Genomic DNA, 16,794 nt, shown 5'->3' with positions numbered 1-16,794 from the left:
GAAGCGGGAGGGTGGCGCAATATTCTGGCCAGGCCGCGTCCTGACCCCTTACTTTACGATGGTCTCGTCCTTGACGAACATGTTGGCCCAGGCGCGGTCCATCAGGTCGGGGGACATATGGTAAGGCACCCCTTCGAATTCGCAGATCGCAATCATCTGGTCGATCAGAAAGATCGGCTGGTAGTTCGCATAGATGTTGTCGATCGTGGGGTATTTCACCTTGAGCAGATGCACCAGTGTCGCCTCGTCCAGCGGCATGCCGCGTTTCTTGGCCACCATGGCAAAGATCTTGAGGAAGTTCTGCTGGTTCGGGCCGTCGATCTTGATCTTGAAGAAGATCCGGCGCAACGCGGCCTGGTCGAAGATCTCGTTCGGGTGGAAGTTGGTGGAGAAGATTACCAGTGTGTCAAAGGGCACCTCGAACTTTTCACCCGATTGCAGGGCGAGGATATCCTTGGATTCCTCCAGCGGGACAATCCAGCGGTTGACGATGCTTTGCGGCGGTTCTTTCTGGCGGCCAAGGTCGTCAACGATGAAGATGCCCCCAGTGGATTTCAATTGCAGCGGTGCCTGATAGGTGCGGGCGGTTGGGTTGTAGACGAGGTCGAGCATGTCGAGCGACAATTCGCCCCCGGTGATCACCGTGGGCCGTTCGCAGCAGACATAGCGCATGTCATAGCGGGTGACGCGGCGCAGCGAGGTCGGGTCCTGCGCTTCGTCCTCGGCTTTGGAGTGCACGATCGGGTCATAGACCGTGATCACCTGGCTGGCATATTCGATGGCGCGGGGCACATAGACCCTGTCGCCCAAAGCGTCGCGGATGCCGTTGGAGATGGAGGATTTGCCGTTGCCGGGAGGGCCGTACATCAGGATCGACCGGCCTGCGCTGACAGCGGGGCCGAGGTGGTCGAGCAGGCTGTCGGGCAGGACAAGGTGGCCCATTGCGCCGGTTAATTGGTCGCGGGTGATCTGAAGATTGCGCACTGACTGGCGTTTGACCTGTTCGCGGTAGACATCCAGCGGCACCGGCATCGGGCCGAAATATTCGGACTGCGCCAGCGCGTCCAGCGCGCGGGCCTTGCCCGCATCGGTCAGTTGGTAGCCCATTTCATTGCCGTTCTGGGCGTTCAGCGTGCCGGTTGCCTCCAGCAGGCGCTGGGTGCGGGCCATGTCGACCAGTTCCTGGGTCACCGGGATCGGCAGACAGATGGCGGCGGAGAGTTCGCTGACCAGATCGACGTTCTTGCGGAAAATCGTCTTGAGCAGGATGTCCCGCATCATCACGATCGGCAATTTCATGTCTTCGAGCCGCTTGGGCGGCGGCGGGGCCATGACGGCGCTGGTCTGCATGTTCACGGTGCGGCTCCTCTCGGGCGGGGCGTTGTCTGCTCAGGCGGTATTTAACGGTGGATTATGGCGTTTATCAGGCACCATAGAGCGCACCGAGGATCAGATAGATGGCCAAAGTGGGGCCAAGGGCGAGGCCCATGGGGAACTTTTTCGTCTGCTCCCAGCTGACCCATTCCGGGGCCATCCGCCGCAGGGGTGAATATTTGGCCCCCTTATGCGCCACGACAGCCGCCAGAAGTATCACCATGAAAAGCGACATCAGCAGGCGCAGATCGCCCAGCGCAACATAGGGGGCGGCGGCAGCGGCGAATTTCGCATCACCCGCGCCCAGGACCCCTGCCGCATTCAGGATCACGCCGACTGCCAGCACGATCAGCAGCGCCGCCAACCGCCACAGGTAGCTGTCGAAGGGCATCAGGAAAAAACCCAGTACGACAAAGATCAGGCCCAACAGGATCACAGCCTTGTTGGTGATCTTCATCAGCGCCATGTCGGTATAGGCGACGTACAGGCAGATCGGCAGGACAAAGGGCAGGAACCACAGGGCGACTGTGGCGCTGATTGTCACCGGACTAGCTTTCCAGCGCGCGCAGCGAGCGCACAGCGGCCTCGAAATGCTGCGGATGCGTATCAATGGCTTCGCGCAACAGGCCTTTGCCGGTTTCCACATCACCCTTCTTGATCGCCGACAATGCCATGGTGTGCAGCAGTTGTGCGCGTTCAGTCTGGTCCATCGGGATCACGGGCAGGGTGTAATCGCGCTGTGCGGCGCGCGCCAGGATCAGGTTGTTCTTGGCCGTGAACAGGGTGGTGTCCTGGCGCACGGATTCAGAGAACAGCCGCTCCGCCTCGGCATAGTCGCCGCGAGTCAGTTTGGAATAGCCCCAGTTGTTCATCACGGCACCCGGCGTGGTGGTCAGCCCGACCGCAATCTCGTAAAAGCTGTCTGCCTTCTTCCATTCCTGCTTGCTGTCGGCGACCAGCGCCTCAAGCCTGTAGCGCTTGAATGTCTCATGGGTGGGCGGCACGCCGTCGAGAACCTTTTCCGCCTTGGCCCAGTCGCCCGCACGGATCAGCGCATCGGCATATTCGACGCTGTCGTCGCTGGTGGCGTCTTTCATCTTGGTCACCTTGGACCAGGCGACAGCACCTTCTGTCACCCGCTTTGCCCGGATCAGCGAGGATGCGAGACCGCGCTGGTGGCTGATGTTGTCGGGTTTCTCGGCGGCGGAGCGCGCGAAATACGTCACCGCCTCATTCGGGTCGGCAACCGTCAGCATCACGTCGGAGAGGTTGGTTTCGTCCACCACGTTGACGTCCTTGAAGGCACGTTCCACGGTGGCGTTGGGGTCTTTTTCGCCGCAGCCTGCAACAGCGGTCACGCCTGCGATGCAGACGGCCAAAAGAATAGGGTGGCGCATGTTTGCGTCCTTTTCTGCTCTACCTCGATGCCGGTGTCGTTAAAGAGGGGCTGTGATAAGGAAATTACCGCCGCCCCGGCGCACGAGCTTATAATCGTTGTCGTCAAGTTCTACGTTATCAGAATTTTGCGATTTGGCGAGTGCCAAGCGAAGATTGTCGCGGATTGCGTCACTTTGGCCATTGTCGAGCGCATAGGCTTTCTTGAAAATCTGTTCCGCCTCGACGGTCTTGCCCCGTTCCATCAGGACAACGCCGAGGTTGTTCCAGACTTCGGGCTGCCCGCCTTCTTCTTTTACGGCACGGCGCAGCAGGGTTTCGGCCTGCCCAAGGCGACCAAGCCCAAGGTTGGCAGAGCCGAGACCCGACAGCACTTCGCCATTCAGCCCCTGATCGAGGGCGGCGCGGTTGAAGGATTTGATGGCCAGCTCGTATTGCCCGGCGGCGATCAGGCGGTGGCCCACTTCGACGCCGTCAACCGCCTCTGCCCGTTGGTCGACACCGGGGGCATAGACCTGATCCGGCTTCAACGCGGAAAAGCCGCCCGGTGAACAGGCGGCCAATCCAAGGATCGTGGTCAGAGCAAGGGCAGGGAAAAAACCGCGCCCGTGTCGTGGTGTCATTATTCCGCCAGTCCACCCATATTGCCAAGTTGCGTGATGCCATGGACCGAAGGACCCACAAGAATGATCAGCAGCGGCGGCACCGTGAGCATCATTGTGGCAAGGGTCATCTTGGTTGGCAACTTGTTTGCGGCCTCTTCGGCGCGCATCACGCGTTTATCACGCATTTCCCCGGCATAGACCCGCAGCGCATCCGAAATCGACGTACCGAAGGCGGCCGACTGGACCAGAACGGTCACGAAAGACGACACGTCCTGCACGCCGCAGCGTTCGCCCATGTCGTTGAGCACTGTGATCTTGTCCTTGCCGGCCTTCATCTCGTAGGCAACGATCTGGAATTCTTCGGACAGGGCGCGATAGGACGCACGCAGTTCCGCGCTGACGCGGACAATGCATTGGTCCAGCGACTGGCCAGCCTCGACGCAGACCAGCATCATGTCCAATGCATCGGGGAAACCGCGGGTGATTTCCTCCTTGCGTGCCTCGACGCGGCGCGTCACCCAGTATTTCGGCAGGAAATAACCCAATGCGCCGGGCATCAGGGTGTAGATCATGGTCTTTTGGGTGCTCATGCCTTCGCCACCGCCAAGGATGCCGGTATAGAAAATGCCCGCCGCCATGCCGAGCAGCCCCAGCGCCATCTGTGCGAAGTAAAAAATGCGCACGGCGTCGCGCGACTGGTAGCCAGCCTGGCGCAGGACGAGCTGTTTGGCGGACAATTCCGCAACATCCTCTGGTTCCAGGAATTTCGCGAACTTCTGCAATTGTGCGTTCTGGTCGGCCTGGCGCAGCTTGGCGCTTTGATCCGCCTTGCCGGGGTTCGCCGCGTTGCGCTTGAGCTTGGTCAGCGGGTCCTCGGGTTGGCGCAGGTACATGATGGCGACGGTTGCCACCATGATAAAGCCCGCGACACCCGCGATGATGATCAACCCCATCGGGCCGAGGACCTGGGTGATCTGATCGTTGATCTGTAAAAGGATATCCATGTCCGTGCCTTACACTTTGATGTCGGTGAGAATGCGCATCACGAAGAGGTTCATCGCCAGGAAGATACCCACGAGGAAACAGGCGGGGATGAACATCGCATGGTCGCGCACTTCGTCATAGTAGTGCGGGTCGGAGACGTTGATCACGATCAGCGCCACGATGGGGAAGGCAGACAGGAACTTGCCGGACCATTTTGCCTCTGCCGTGATCGCCTTGACCCGGCGGAACAGGCGGAAACGGGCGCGGATCACCTTGGCCAGACCGGCAAGGATCTCGGCCAGGTTACCGCCTGACTGCTGCTGGATCGTCACGGCCACAGCAAGAAAGCGCAAATCCTGCATGTCCAGACGTTCGGCCATGTCCTTGAGCGCCTCGCCCACGTCGCGGCCATAGGCGGATTCATCGGCGATGACCCCGAATTCGGAGGCCAGCGGATCCTGGATTTCCTTGGACACGATTGAAATGGCGTTGGAGAACGGATGCCCTACCCGAAGTGAACGCACCATCAGTTCCACCGCATCGGGAAGCTGTTCCTCGATCATGCCCATGCGTTTGTTCGCCTTGGCCGAGATCCAGAAATACACCCCGCCGACACCGATCCCGACCGACAGAAGGGCGCGCACCGGCGCGTCGGTTTCCGTGCCCACGGTCAGCGCCATGAAGGCAGCGGCAGAAACCCCTGCCATGATCATCAAAAGCTGTTTGGGTGTAAAGGCGATGGCCGCCTTCTGTGCCTTGATCGACAGCAGCGAATACAGCGGGATGGTCTTGGCATCCATATGCTGCTGCATTTCCTTGCGCAGCTTGTCCAGCACCTCCTCGCGGCGGGTGCCTTTTTCCAGCATCTCAAGGCGGCGGTTCACGCGGCTGTTGAGGCTGATGGATTTACCAAAGGCGACAAGGTACAGGCCCTCGACCAGCACCAGCACACCGATGAAGATCAGGCCGTAGATGATTGGTTCGGCGCTCATTGCACTAATTCCTTACAGGGGCGGCTGCATTCATGTGGCACGGCCCATCGGGCCGCGAGTTTCTTGTGGTGCAGCCTATTGGGCCGCAATCGGTTCATAGATGGAGGACGGCAGGTCATAGCCCCACATGCGGAAGCGTTCCGCATAGTGGCTGCGCACGCCGGTGGCGGTGAAATGGCCGATGATCTTGTTGTCGGGCGTCAGGCCCACACGCTGATAGCGGAATATTTCCTGCATGGAGATCACGTCGCCTTCCATGCCGGTGATTTCGGTGATCGAGGTCATGCGGCGCGAACCGTCCTGCAGGCGCGAGGCCTGCACAATCAGGTTCACAGCCGATGAAATCTGGCTGCGCACGGCTTTCAGCGGCATTTCGATCCCCGCCATGGCGATCATGTTCTCCAGACGGGACACCCCGTCGCGGGCAGAGTTGGCGTGGATTGTGGTCATCGACCCGTCGTGGCCGGTGTTCATGGCCTGCAACATGTCGATCACCTCTTCGCCACGCGTCTCACCCACGATGATCCGGTCAGGACGCATCCGCAGGGCGTTTTTCAGACAGTCGCGGGGGGAAACCTCGCCCTTGCCCTCGACGTTGGCGGGGCGGCTTTCCATCCGGCCCACATGGGTCTGTTGCAGCTGAAGTTCCGCCGTATCCTCGATGGTCAGGATGCGTTCGGCGTTGTCGATGAAGGACGACAATGCGTTGAGCGTGGTCGTTTTACCCGAACCCGTACCACCCGACACGATGATATTGAGACGCGTCGCCACGGCGGCCTGAAGATAGGCGGCCATTTCCTCGGTAAAGGCCCCGAAGTTGACCAGATCGTCGATGGCCAGCTTGTCCTTCTTGAACTTACGGATGGAGACAAGGCTGCCGTCCACGGCGACCGGCGGCACCATCGCGTTGAAACGCGAGCCATCCTGCAAACGGGCGTCCACATAGGGGTTGGATTCATCGACCCGGCGGCCCACGGCCGACACGATCTTGTCGATGATGCGCAGCAGGTGCTTTTCATCCTTGAAGGTAACATCGGTCAATTGCAGTTTGCCGTCGCGTTCGACGAAAATCTGCTGCGGGCCGTTCACCAGAATATCGTTGACCGAGTCATCTTTGAGCAGAGTTTCCAACGGGCCAAGGCCCGTGACCTCGTCAAAGAGTTCGGAGTTCAGCGTCATCCGGTCTTCGCGGTTCAGAACGATGCTTTTTTCGGCCAGGATTTCCGCCGAGATCGCATTGATTTCCTGCCGCAGGTCGGCTTCCGTCGCATGTTCCAGCGCTGCCAGGTTCAGGTTGTCCAGCAGGGCACGGTGCAGTTCCAGCTTGATTTCGCCCATCCGCTGCTTGCGCTTCACATCCTTGTCGATGGGCGCGGCTGCGGCCGGTTGCGCCGCCTTGCGCACAACCGATTTTGCCGCCGTGGCGGCGGGCGGCGGGGCCAGATCGACAACCGCTGCCGGTTTGCGGGCCGGTGCGGCGTCTGACGCCTTCTTGTACTTCGAAAACATGGCTGTGCTCTTTCAGTTCGGGGATCAGGCGGCTTCAGCCTGATCGCCTTTCAAATGATGGATTGAGGCGGCAAGCTTGGCGATTTCGCGGCGCAGCGGGCTTTTCGGCGCAGAATTGGCAAGCGGCAGGCCATGGTCGTTGGCCTGGGTGATCGGCTTGCCGCCGTCGGGCAGTTGCACGTCAATCGAGATGCTCAGCGATTCCGCCATCCGCTTGACGCGGCCCTTGCCGTTCAGGTCGGTGAACTTGGGTGCGCGGTTCAGCACATACCGCAGCTTTTCAACCGGCAGATCCTCGGACTGGAGCGCACGTTTGAAGCGCAGCGTGTTCTGGGCAGACCGCATATCGAGTTCCAGCATGGCAAAATAGACATGCGCCTGATTGAGAACGGTTTCGGACCATTGCACCAGCGTCGAGGGCATGTCGATCACCACATAATCGAATTGGCTGCGCGCGATGGTCAGCACACGTTCGATGTCTTCGGAGCTCAGCAGGTCCAGTGGCAGCATGTCGGTGGGTGCGGTCAGCACGTTCAGCTTGTCTTCGTAGGTCAGCATCGCCTGGCCAAAGATTTCGTCGTCCATGGTTTCGGTGTCCGACAGCATCTCATAGACGGCCTCACGGCGCGGCAGGTCAAGGAAGGTCGCAACAGAGCCATACTGAAAATCGAGGTCCAGCAAGCAGACAGAAGGCGCGGATTTCTTGTCAGCCGTGGCCAGTTCCCATGCCAGGTTCACGGCCATGGTGGTGCTGCCGGTGCCACCGGCAAGGCCGTGTACCACGATCACCGCGCCATTCTTGTTGACACCTGCGCGCAGGCTGGGGCCGCTGGTTTCAACGTGTTGCGGGGCCGGTTGATCTGCCATGCGCACGCGGGTGATGGCCTGCGCCAACTCGCCCTCGGGCAGGGGGTAGGGGACAAATTCATCGGCACCTTGCCGCAGCAGGCTGTGCAGCGCGGCGGGGGTTACATCCTCTGCGATCAGGATAACCTTGATGCCGTGGGCCTTGGCCTGGCTGATGATCTCTGTCATCAGAACAAGGTTGTCCTCGTCCTCCTGATCCATCGCCAGGGCAATGAATTCCATCGCGGAGGCCTCGGGCTGGCTGAAAAAGGCAAGCGCTTCGGCAAAACCAAGATCGCCCCAGCTTTCGCCCATGGAATCTTCCATGTCTTCGATCAAAAGATCGAAATTCTGCACGTCACGGCTGACGGTGCAGGCAACAATCGGCGCTGTCTCTGGTTGCGGCATTACGCTACTCATAGCCCTTTTCCTCTACTCACAAGGGTTTGGCGGCTGGAGCGGCTGCTGTTCCTATGCAGTTTCGGCCCCGCGCTGTCACCCATGTCTGGCATTCTGCACAGACACATCTGTCCTATTGAGGTGAATATCGCGGTAAACTTGGGCGAGATTGGGGCTAAAAAGGTCTGATTGTTGGGTATGTTGAAACGATCAGGCGCTGCGGCTTAGATTGATCAGACCGTTACGCGGGCGCGCAGCAGCCATCAGCGCGCAAGAAGAAGGGGGCCACTGGCCCCCTTGCTGTCCGGATTACTGGCCGCCGACCCCTGCGGTCAGCGTCTCGCTCAGCTGACTGGGCGGCACGCCGCTTGCGACGTAGTCGCGATAGATGATCTGCGCGTATTTGCCATCGAGAACAGTGGGGTGGCGTTCCACAAAGCCGCTGACCTCGGTGACGGTGCGGCGGTTCTTGCGCTCGCGGCCCTGTGTCACGATCAAGGGCTGGGTTTCGCCAAAGGAAACAACGGCTTCGAGACGGCTGCGGCTGATGCCGAGGGTCGACAGATAGCTGACGACGGCATTGGCACGGCGCAGGCCAAGGCCCTTGTTGTAGCGGTTCGAGCCCACTGCGTCGGTGTGACCATAAACGCGGAAGCGGATTTCCGGGAACTGGCGAATCCAGCTGGCTTGCTGGCGCAGGATCGCCTGGGCATTGCCGTCCAATTGCCATGAATTGAATTCGAAGTTAACGACCGATGTCACTTCGCTGGCAAATCGGTTGGCCAGATCGAAGGTATATTGCCGCTCGCCCGTCATCACCAAACGGTTGTTCAGCGTGGCATTGCCAAAGTAGCCGGTGTCAGCCAGCGCGCCCGCTTCGCTGTAGAACTGGGTATAGACCGGATCGGAACTGGGCGCGCAGCCCAGAAGGGCGGCCAGACCTGCCGATGCAGCGGTGAGTTTGAGTTTCATGGCCAGCCTTGGTGTCATCTGTTCAGTCCAGTACATAACCATATGACCCGCCAAAGTCCTGTTTGGCAACCTCGCCGGCGGCACCCTTGTTCGGGGCGCGTGTGCCTTCTGCGGTGCGACCATAAAGGAAGAGGTCTTTTTCAGTGGGTGGCTTGATCCGGTCGGTGGGCAGCGCAAGCGCTTCGCCACGGGTCGGTGTGACCAGATGTGCGGTCACGATGATGACAAGTTCGGTCTGGCTGCGCTGATAATCCGCAGAACGAAAGAGGGCGCCCAGCACCGGCACATCACCGATCCACGGCAACTGCCGGGAATTGTCGGTAAAGTCGTCGGTTAGAAGCCCCGCGATGGCAAAGCTTTCTCCGTCGCGCATTTCAACCGTGCTGGAAGTCTCCCGCCGGGTGAAGGCTGCAATAGAGATGCCGTTGCCCAATTCGAGGCTGTTGGTCGGGTCGATGGCCGACACCGCCGCCTTGAGTTCGAGGTTGATCAGGTCCTTGTCGACCACGCGGGGGACAAAGACCAGTTCGACGCCAAAAGGTTTGAATTCGACCGAGATCCGGTTGTCTGTCTGTGCCACCGGCACGGGGTATTCACCCCCGGCGAGGAATTTCGCTTCCTGTCCGGAAAGGGCGACCAGGTTCGGCTCTGCCAGAAACCGAACGACACCTTTTTCTTCCAATGCTTCCAGCAGGATACCGACCTGGGTCGATCCTGCGTTGAAACCGAAGAGCACCGCGCCCGCGTTCTGGTTGGTGGCCGGGATATTCCCGCCGAGCGAGCCCGTGACCCCGCCAGAGGTATTTGTCGTCCCAGTGCCGCCGTTGATACCGGTGCCGCCGATGGCCCCGTTCAAGGCCAGCGATGCGCCGAGTGATTTCGATACGTTACGCTGCATTTCGGCAAAGCGTACCTTCATCATCACCTGCTGGATGCCGCCGACGCTCATCAGGTTGGACACCCGTTCGGGGGCGTAGCGCTCTGCCAGATCCAGCGCACGTTGAAGGCGCTGGGTGGAAGAGACGATGCCCGACAGCACGATGCCGTCATTTGCAGTTCGTACTTCGATGTTCTCGCCGGGCATGATCTGCCGCAGGCGTTCCTTGAACTCCGATACATCCGCCGCGACGCGCACATCGACGTTGGTGATCAGCTGGCCGCTGGCATCAAGCAGTGTCAGCGTGGTCAGACCCGGCGATTTGCCAAGCACATAGATGGTGCGATCGGAGAGCGATGAGATATCCGCAATACCGGGGTTGGCGATGCTGAGTTCAGCAAAGGGAATATCGCTTTCCACCACGACCGCGCGGTTCATCGGCACGTTCAGTGCCGCGTTGGTTCCACGTTTCATGACCCGCAGCGTATCCGCATGGGCTGTCGAAGGAGAGAACACTGCGACAGGCGCAGCAGTCAGTGTCAGGCCCAGTAGAGCCGCTTTCAGAAATCTGTCGATTTTCATGTGACCTGCCTTTTTGATCACGCCTCAATATAGGGTCTTTTCGCCCGTCGTTTGAAACACTCTGCGTCAGTTTTGATTTTATTGCAAGAATCAAGGTGTTCGGCTGTTTTTCTTATGTGGGCAAATAGCAACATAACATTAAACGAGACCGGCGCCGCATCTCTGCGGCGCCGGGTCAAACGTTTGGTTTTCAACGACCTTGGTGGTCCGTCAGCGGCTCAGTTGGTGCAGGGGATCGGAAGTTCGACCACTTCAGCACCGCGCCGTGTGCGGATGGTGCAGACCTTTTCCTTGGCCACTTCGGCCTTGATCTCGGCGGCTGCGATGCCAAGCAGGGCACGTTGGTCCACTTCGATGGCAGAGGCCACAGTGTCATCCTCGGCACCCACCAGCGACAGCGAAAGGTTCCCGGTCGATTGCGCCTGGGCCAGGCCTGCAACCTGCTGCGGGCTGACCGCAACGGTGACGGTGCGGGCGATGGTCGCCTCGCTCAACTCGCCACCGGCGGACTGGTCCACCGCGATCAATTGCACCCCGGCCTCGATCAGCTTGGTGACTTCGGTGGTCGGCGTGTCGCGGTTGATGCTGACGCGGCCTGTCCAATAGACATCGACCTTGTCGCCCGGACGCAGGAAGCCCGAAACGCCGCTGGATACGTCAACCTTGATGGTAAAAGCGCGCTTGCCGCGTTCCAGCCGCGAGGTCAGACCGGTATCTTCGCCTGGCGCTGTGACCTTGAGCGCCATGATCGCTTCGTCTTTCTCCATGGCGCGCAGGACAACGCGGGGTTCATCCGTATTTTCGGGAAACAGGACGGCATGATCTGTAAAGGCACCTTCGGGGATGGCGTTCTCGGGCCATGCAACTTCGCGCACGTCTTCCGGGGTCAGCCGTTGACCGTATTTCAGGGGGCCTTCAGCCACAAAGACCGAAACCGTGGGCACAACCTGTGACAAGGCTTCCTGAGCGCGCGCATTCGCCAACTGGTATTGCGCGATCCGATCCTTGGCCAGATAAACAGCCCCGCCGGCAAGCGCGATGCCCACCAAAAGGACCAGTCCAAATACCATCCGCATGTTATCACCTCTTGCTCATTCGTGCCGGGTTTGCCCGACGCCTCTTTGTCCACGTCCGGCGTAGCACCCGAATATGACGAAATTTTGCCTCTCCGATGGAAAGGCTGCGGCGCCCTGGCCGCGGCGCTGACAAAGTCAGAATCATCGGCAAAGAGCGCCCGAAAGGCCGACCCGAAAGGTCAGCCTGTCAGGTCAGCTTTGTGGTCAGTTCCCGACCGATCGATTGCCCAGCCAGGTGCCGGTGCCATCGCCCACGCTTTCTGCGCCGTTGTGGATCGTCAGAACTATCACGACTGCCAGCGATACGACCGCGGCAGTCAGGACGACCCAGTCCACCGTGACCGCGCCACGTTCGGACTTTCGAAATTGCTTCAGTTTGCGCAACATGGTTGTGCTCCTCTCAAAGAGGGTTGACCCGATCGTCCGACCGGGACGAAAACGGGGCCGCAGTCTGATCATCAGAGTGCGGCCCCGCAATTTCATACCATCAGGTAAGAATTAGTTGGTGCCGGGTGTACGGCCGTCCAGGTATGTCGCTGTACGGTCGGTCAGGCCGGAAGCACCAGTCTGGATCGAGGAGTACGCAGCAACGGCCAGGCCAACAACGGCGGCGGTCAGCACAACCCAGTCAACAGTCACGGCACCGGATTCGTCAGATTTGAAGTTTGCGAAGAAGTTCATCATGGTTTGTCCCTCCAAGGATCAAAGTTTTAAGGTTACACCCTGCCGTCCGTTGGTGGCACCGTTCTCTCAGTTGAGCGCCTGTCCGACTTGGTATGACGCTATATAGCTGTCTGATTGGGGCATGAATTTGGCGGCAAATGTGACTTTTTGGTTTTTTCGCCCACCTCCGGCCAAAAAAAATGCAAGCACATGTTCCTAAATGAAAATTTCCACAGAGCATGAATGAGTTTAGTTAAAATTGCGTGATCTGGGGGTGAATTATGGCGAAATTGCCGCAATATCCGCCTCGATTTACGGGTTCTGGCAGTGCTCATGGCTCGATTTGCTGGTTTTGACGGTGATTTTGTGGGAAGCTGTTTGAAAATCGAGCCGACAACAATCAACGGCAGGCAGGCATGTATCGTATTCTGGCAATCGCGCTCTTTTCGGGCGCCATGGTGGCGGCACCGCTATGGGCGGAGAGCGCGCGCCCCTTTGCCGATTTCAGTGCCAAGCGGATAAAGGCCCCCAAACCGGGAAGTCGGCCGCGGATCGGCATCCAGATCGACCCGGCGGTTCAGGCCGCCGCGCTGAAGCCCAAAGTCGGCCCCGACGTGGTTGCGCAGCCTTCGGGCGCAATTACGCCCAAAACACCCGGCCAATTCGATTGGTTCTGGGAAAAGGTATCGCCGAACATCGCGCAGTCCGGTCCGGGACGTCTGGAAACCGCAATGGCGACGCTGGCGGGTGCGGGCGGCAAGATCAACAGCCCCCGCCTGCAGCAGATGCAGGATATCGCCAAGATCAATGGCATCGACATCCTGCGTTCGACCATCGGCACCCAGGTCTCGCCCGCGCTGGTCCTGGCGGTGATCACGGTTGAATCCGCCGGAAAGCCCGATGCGGTCAGCCGGGCCGGGGCGCAGGGGTTGATGCAGCTGATGCCCGCCACGGCGGAACGGTTCGGGGTGATAGACAGTCTGGCGTCGTCCCAGAACATCACCGGCGGGGTGAAATACCTGAACTGGCTGATGGACGAATTTGACCGCGACCCGATCCTGGTGCTGGCGGGGTATAATGCCGGAGAAGGCTCGGTGCGCAAACACGCCGGTGTGCCGCCATTTGCCGAAACGCGCGACTACGTGCCCAAGGTGCTGGCGGCCTTCCAGGTGGCCAAGGGCCTGTGCAAGACGCCGCCCGAACTGATCTCAGACGGCTGTGTCTTTGCCGCGATGAACTGAGAAAAGAGAACCGGAGTTTTTGAAAACTCCGGCCCGATCTTTTTGAAAAGATCGCTGCACCCCGCCGTTCAGATGTTGCAGGTGTCTGCCCATAAGGGGTGTTTTCGCAGCTCGGTACTCACAAGGGGGCAGAGCGGCACGATCTTGCACTACGCATCGGGAGAACCGGAGTTTTTGAAAACTCCGTGTCGATCTTTTTGAAAAGATCGCGATACCCCGCCTTTCAGACGTTGAAGACGTCCGCCCATTCCGGGTGCTTTCGCCGCATCGCATTTACGAAAGGGCACAGCGGCACGATCCTGAAACCCTCTGCACGGGCATCCTCGATCAGCCGCGTGACCAGTTTCAGACCGGCACCGGTGCCCGAAAGAGCCTCCGGCACGCTGGTGTGATCCGCAATCACCTGTGTCTCGCCAAGGCGCGAATAGGTCAGCTCGGCCTCGTGGCCGTCCTGAGACAGGACATAGCGGCCCTTGCTGCCGCTGACCTCGCGGGTGATCTCAGACAATTGTGGCCTCGGTCGCGGCGCGCAATTCTTCCTCGGTGACGCCATCCGCGCATTCAACGATGCGAAGCCCACCTTCGACCACGTCCAGCACGCCAAGGTTGGTGATGATCCGGTCCACCACCCCCTTGCCGGTCAGCGGCAGGGTGCATTCCTTGAGCACTTTGCTTTCACCGGCCTTGTTCTGGTGGTCCATCACGACAATGACCTTGCCGACCCCTGCGACAAGGTCCATCGCGCCGCCCATGCCCTTGACCAGCTTGCCCGGAATCATCCAGTTGGCCAGATCGCCGTTTTCGGCGACTTCCATGGCACCCAGGATCGCGGCTGCGATCTTGCCGCCGCGGATCATGCCAAAGCTGGTGGCGCTGTCGAAATAGGAGGTGCGGGAAAGTTCGGTGATGGTCTGCTTGCCCGCATTGATCAGGTCGGGGTCTTCATCGCCATCAAAGGGGAAGGGGCCCATGCCCAGCATGCCGTTCTCGGATTGCAGGGTGATGTCCTTGTCGCCGACATAGTTGGCCACCAGCGTCGGAATACCGATGCCGAGGTTCACATACATGCCGTCTTCCAGCTCTTGCGCCGCACGTGCGGCCATTTGGTTGCGATCCCAGCCCATTATGCTTCCTCCCGCTTGCGCGTGGTGCGCTGTTCGATGCGTTTCTCATGGGTGCCCTGAACGATCCGGTGCACGTAAATGCCGGGCAGGTGGATCGTATCGGGGTCAAGCGACCCGCGCGGCACGATTTCCTCGACCTCGGCGATGCAGACCTTGCCGCACATGGCGGCAGGCGGGTTGAAGTTGCGCGCCGTCTTGCGGAACACCAGGTTGCCGGTGTCGTCGGCCTTCCAGGCCTTGACGATGCTGAGGTCGGCAAAAATGCCCTCTTCGAGGATGTAATCCTCTCCGTTGAACTGTTTGACTTCCTTGCCTTCGGCGATCTGGGTGCCGACGCCGGTCTTGGTGTAGAAACCGGGGATGCCGCAACCGCCCGCGCGCATCCGTTCGGCCAGTGTGCCCTGTGGGTTGAATTCAAGCTCCAGCTCACCCGAAAGATATTGGCGCATGAATTCCGCGTTCTCGCCCACATAGGAGGAGATCATCTTTTTCACCTGCCGGGTCTGCAACAGGATGCCAATGCCAAAATCGTCCACGCCCGCATTGTTGGAGGCAAAGGTCAGGTTCTTGGCGCCATGTTCCTTGATCGCCTGCAACAGTAATTCCGGAATACCGCAGAGGCCAAAACCCCCGGCGGCAATCAGCATGCCGTCTGAAAGAACGCCTTCCAGCGCCTCCGTGGCGGTTGCGTAGATCTTGTTCATTCTGCATGCTCCCCTGTCACTATGGTCAGAAGAACTTGTGACGCCGCGTCGCGGCAAAGTCAATTCATGCAGGGGCGCGCGCCACGGAGCGGATCACAGTATGCGGACCTGCGTGCCGATGGGCGCGATCTGGTACAGGGCTTCGATCATGTGGTTGTAGAGCCCGATGCAACCGTCGGAACTTTGTCGCCCGATCTTGCGCGTGTCATGGGTGCCATGGATCAGGTAGGCGGGCCAGCTCAGGTACATTGCATGGGTGCCCAGCGGATTGCCGGGGCCGGGGGGCATGTATTTCAGATCAGGGTCGCGTTCGACCATGCTGGGCGTCGGGGTCCAGTCGGGACCGACACGCTTGCGCACGATCTTTGTATACCCCCGCTTGGTCAATTCGTCGCTGCGTGGCACGGAGGTGGGATAGACATTATAGGTCTGCCCGTCGCCGCTCCAGAAATGCAATGCGCGGCTGGTGGTGTCGGCCACGATGGCCGCCTTGCCCAGGGTGTCAAAGTGATCCTGCCAATGTTGGGCGGTAAAGCTGGTGGCGTTGCGCCGCACAGGGTTGAGGTCACCGGGGTCCGCCCGCAGGACGCTTGGGGCAAACAAGGTTGCCGCCACCCCGGTTATGAAACTGCGCTTGTTCAGATGATCTGTCATTTGTCTGCCCTTTGCCCGATGTTTTGCCGCTGGTCTGGCAAGTTTCGGGGGCAGGATCAAATCACAAGTCTTTGATCATCGGTTGCTTTGTCGCGCTCAGGTCTTCTTGGCAGCGGGCTTCTTGGGGGCGGCCTTCTTTTTTGCGGACGGCTTTTTCTTTGCCGCAGGTTTTTTCTTGCCAGCCTTGGCGGCGCGTTCGTCGATCAGGGTGATCGCCTGCGCCATTGTCAGATCCTCGGGGTCGATGGTGTCGGGGATTGTCGCGTTGATCTTTTCCCACTTCACGTAAGGGCCGTATTTGCCCTTCATCACGTTGACCGCGCCACCGGCCTCGGGATGGTCGCCCAATTCGCGCAGCGGTTTGGCGGCCTGTCCGCGTCCTCCCCGGCTGGCGATTTTTTCGGCCAACAGCTGCACAGCGCGGTTCATCCCCACGGTAAAGACCTCGTCGATGCCTTCGAGGTTGGCATTGGTGCCGCCCCGGTCTGACGTGCTTTCCGCGTGTTTGATGTACGGGCCGTACCGCCCGATGTTGGACCAGACCATCACGCCATCCTCGGGGTGTGGGCCGATTTGACGTGGCAGCGACAGCAGCATCAGCGCGCGCTCAAGCTCCAGCTCCTCCGGTGGCCAATCCTTGGGGATCGACTGGCGCGGCGGCTTCTTGTTCTCTTCCGTCACCTCGCCACGCTGGACGTAGGGGCCGAAGCGGCCCTTGAAGACGCGAATCTCGTCGCCCTGATCCGTGCCCAGCAGCTTGCCGTCGGGGGGGATGGCGCTGGCCTCGGCTTCGGGGT

The 16,794-nt window shown here is 59.9% G+C and carries 19 protein-coding genes; 1 reads left to right on the top strand and 18 read right to left on the bottom strand.

The window, feature by feature from the left end:
* Nucleotides 1-48: 48 nt before the first annotated feature.
* From A8B82_RS14200 to A8B82_RS14140, 13 genes are all read right to left on the bottom strand, one after another.
* Complete coding sequence (locus tag A8B82_RS14200; protein ID WP_067293617.1) at nt 49-1,356, bottom strand: ATP-binding protein; 1,308 nt, start codon at nt 1,354-1,356, stop codon at nt 49-51.
* Nucleotides 1,357-1,423: 67 nt separating this feature from the next.
* Nucleotides 1,424-1,918, bottom strand: a complete 495-nt coding sequence (locus A8B82_RS14195; RefSeq protein ID WP_067293614.1) for a prepilin peptidase — start codon at nt 1,916-1,918, stop codon at nt 1,424-1,426.
* A 4-nt stretch (nt 1,919-1,922) separates the two neighbouring features.
* Complete coding sequence (locus A8B82_RS14190) at nt 1,923-2,771, bottom strand: tetratricopeptide repeat protein (RefSeq protein ID WP_067293611.1); 849 nt, start codon at nt 2,769-2,771, stop codon at nt 1,923-1,925.
* Between the two features lie 39 nt (nt 2,772-2,810).
* Nucleotides 2,811-3,392: a tetratricopeptide repeat protein gene (locus A8B82_RS14185; protein WP_067293606.1), complete on the bottom strand. Its 582-nt coding sequence runs from the start codon at nt 3,390-3,392 to the stop codon at nt 2,811-2,813.
* On the bottom strand, nt 3,392-4,378 hold the full coding sequence (locus tag A8B82_RS14180) for a type II secretion system F family protein (protein WP_201120822.1): 987 nt from the start codon (nt 4,376-4,378) through the stop codon (nt 3,392-3,394). Before A8B82_RS14180 ends, A8B82_RS14185 begins: the two co-directional genes overlap by 1 nt.
* Nucleotides 4,379-4,387: 9 nt before the next feature.
* Complete coding sequence (locus A8B82_RS14175) at nt 4,388-5,350, bottom strand: type II secretion system F family protein (RefSeq protein WP_067293603.1); 963 nt, start codon at nt 5,348-5,350, stop codon at nt 4,388-4,390.
* A 75-nt stretch (nt 5,351-5,425) separates the two neighbouring features.
* The gene (locus A8B82_RS14170; protein WP_067293599.1) at nt 5,426-6,859 is read right to left on the bottom strand and encodes a CpaF family protein; all 1,434 of its coding nucleotides are present in this window, start codon (nt 6,857-6,859) and stop codon (nt 5,426-5,428) included.
* Between the two features lie 24 nt (nt 6,860-6,883).
* The gene (locus tag A8B82_RS14165; protein WP_067293597.1) at nt 6,884-8,125 is read right to left on the bottom strand and encodes an AAA family ATPase; all 1,242 of its coding nucleotides are present in this window, start codon (nt 8,123-8,125) and stop codon (nt 6,884-6,886) included.
* A gap of 288 nt (nt 8,126-8,413) precedes the next feature.
* Nucleotides 8,414-9,112 (bottom strand): OmpA family protein, encoded by a 699-nt coding sequence (locus A8B82_RS14160; RefSeq protein WP_067293594.1) that lies wholly within the window; start codon nt 9,110-9,112, stop codon nt 8,414-8,416.
* Nucleotides 9,099-10,535, bottom strand: a complete 1,437-nt coding sequence (locus tag A8B82_RS14155; RefSeq protein ID WP_067293592.1) for a type II and III secretion system protein family protein — start codon at nt 10,533-10,535, stop codon at nt 9,099-9,101. The genes A8B82_RS14160 and A8B82_RS14155 overlap by 14 nt, the downstream gene beginning before the upstream one ends.
* Nucleotides 10,536-10,753: 218 nt before the next feature.
* Nucleotides 10,754-11,611, bottom strand: coding sequence for a Flp pilus assembly protein CpaB (gene cpaB / locus A8B82_RS14150; protein WP_067293589.1), 858 nt, complete (start codon nt 11,609-11,611; stop codon nt 10,754-10,756).
* 204 nt (nt 11,612-11,815) lie between these two features.
* Nucleotides 11,816-11,998, bottom strand: a complete 183-nt coding sequence (locus tag A8B82_RS14145; RefSeq protein WP_067293587.1) for a hypothetical protein — start codon at nt 11,996-11,998, stop codon at nt 11,816-11,818.
* 111 nt (nt 11,999-12,109) lie between these two features.
* A complete protein-coding gene (locus A8B82_RS14140) occupies nt 12,110-12,295 on the bottom strand; it encodes a hypothetical protein (RefSeq protein ID WP_067293584.1) in 186 nt (61 codons plus the stop codon).
* Between the two features lie 395 nt (nt 12,296-12,690).
* On the opposite strand from A8B82_RS14140, the gene A8B82_RS14135 reads away from it, so the two are divergent.
* Nucleotides 12,691-13,515, top strand: a complete 825-nt coding sequence (locus tag A8B82_RS14135; RefSeq protein WP_201120820.1) for a lytic transglycosylase domain-containing protein — start codon at nt 12,691-12,693, stop codon at nt 13,513-13,515.
* A gap of 223 nt (nt 13,516-13,738) precedes the next feature.
* Here the strand turns inward: A8B82_RS14135 and A8B82_RS14130 are convergent, their stop codons facing one another.
* The 5 genes from A8B82_RS14130 to A8B82_RS14110 all read right to left on the bottom strand — a co-directional run.
* Nucleotides 13,739-14,023: a GNAT family N-acetyltransferase gene (locus A8B82_RS14130; RefSeq protein ID WP_201120819.1), complete on the bottom strand. Its 285-nt coding sequence runs from the start codon at nt 14,021-14,023 to the stop codon at nt 13,739-13,741.
* Nucleotides 14,016-14,639, bottom strand: coding sequence for a CoA transferase subunit B (locus A8B82_RS14125; RefSeq protein WP_067293579.1), 624 nt, complete (start codon nt 14,637-14,639; stop codon nt 14,016-14,018). Before A8B82_RS14125 ends, A8B82_RS14130 begins: the two co-directional genes overlap by 8 nt.
* Nucleotides 14,639-15,343, bottom strand: a complete 705-nt coding sequence (locus A8B82_RS14120) for a CoA transferase subunit A (protein WP_067293576.1) — start codon at nt 15,341-15,343, stop codon at nt 14,639-14,641. Before A8B82_RS14120 ends, A8B82_RS14125 begins: the two co-directional genes overlap by 1 nt.
* Nucleotides 15,344-15,436: 93 nt before the next feature.
* A complete protein-coding gene (locus tag A8B82_RS14115; RefSeq protein WP_067293574.1) occupies nt 15,437-15,997 on the bottom strand; it encodes a L,D-transpeptidase in 561 nt (186 codons plus the stop codon).
* Between the two features lie 96 nt (nt 15,998-16,093).
* A partial coding sequence (locus A8B82_RS14110; protein WP_328586502.1) for a topoisomerase C-terminal repeat-containing protein occupies nt 16,094-16,794 on the bottom strand: 701 nt, incomplete at its 5' end.

Origin of the sequence: Sulfitobacter sp. EhC04 (assembly GCF_001650875.1) — a bacterium.
GTDB lineage: Bacteria > Pseudomonadota > Alphaproteobacteria > Rhodobacterales > Rhodobacteraceae > Sulfitobacter.
The sequence above is the reverse complement of the archived record's forward strand: the minus strand, read 5'-3'. Positions and strand labels throughout refer to the sequence as shown.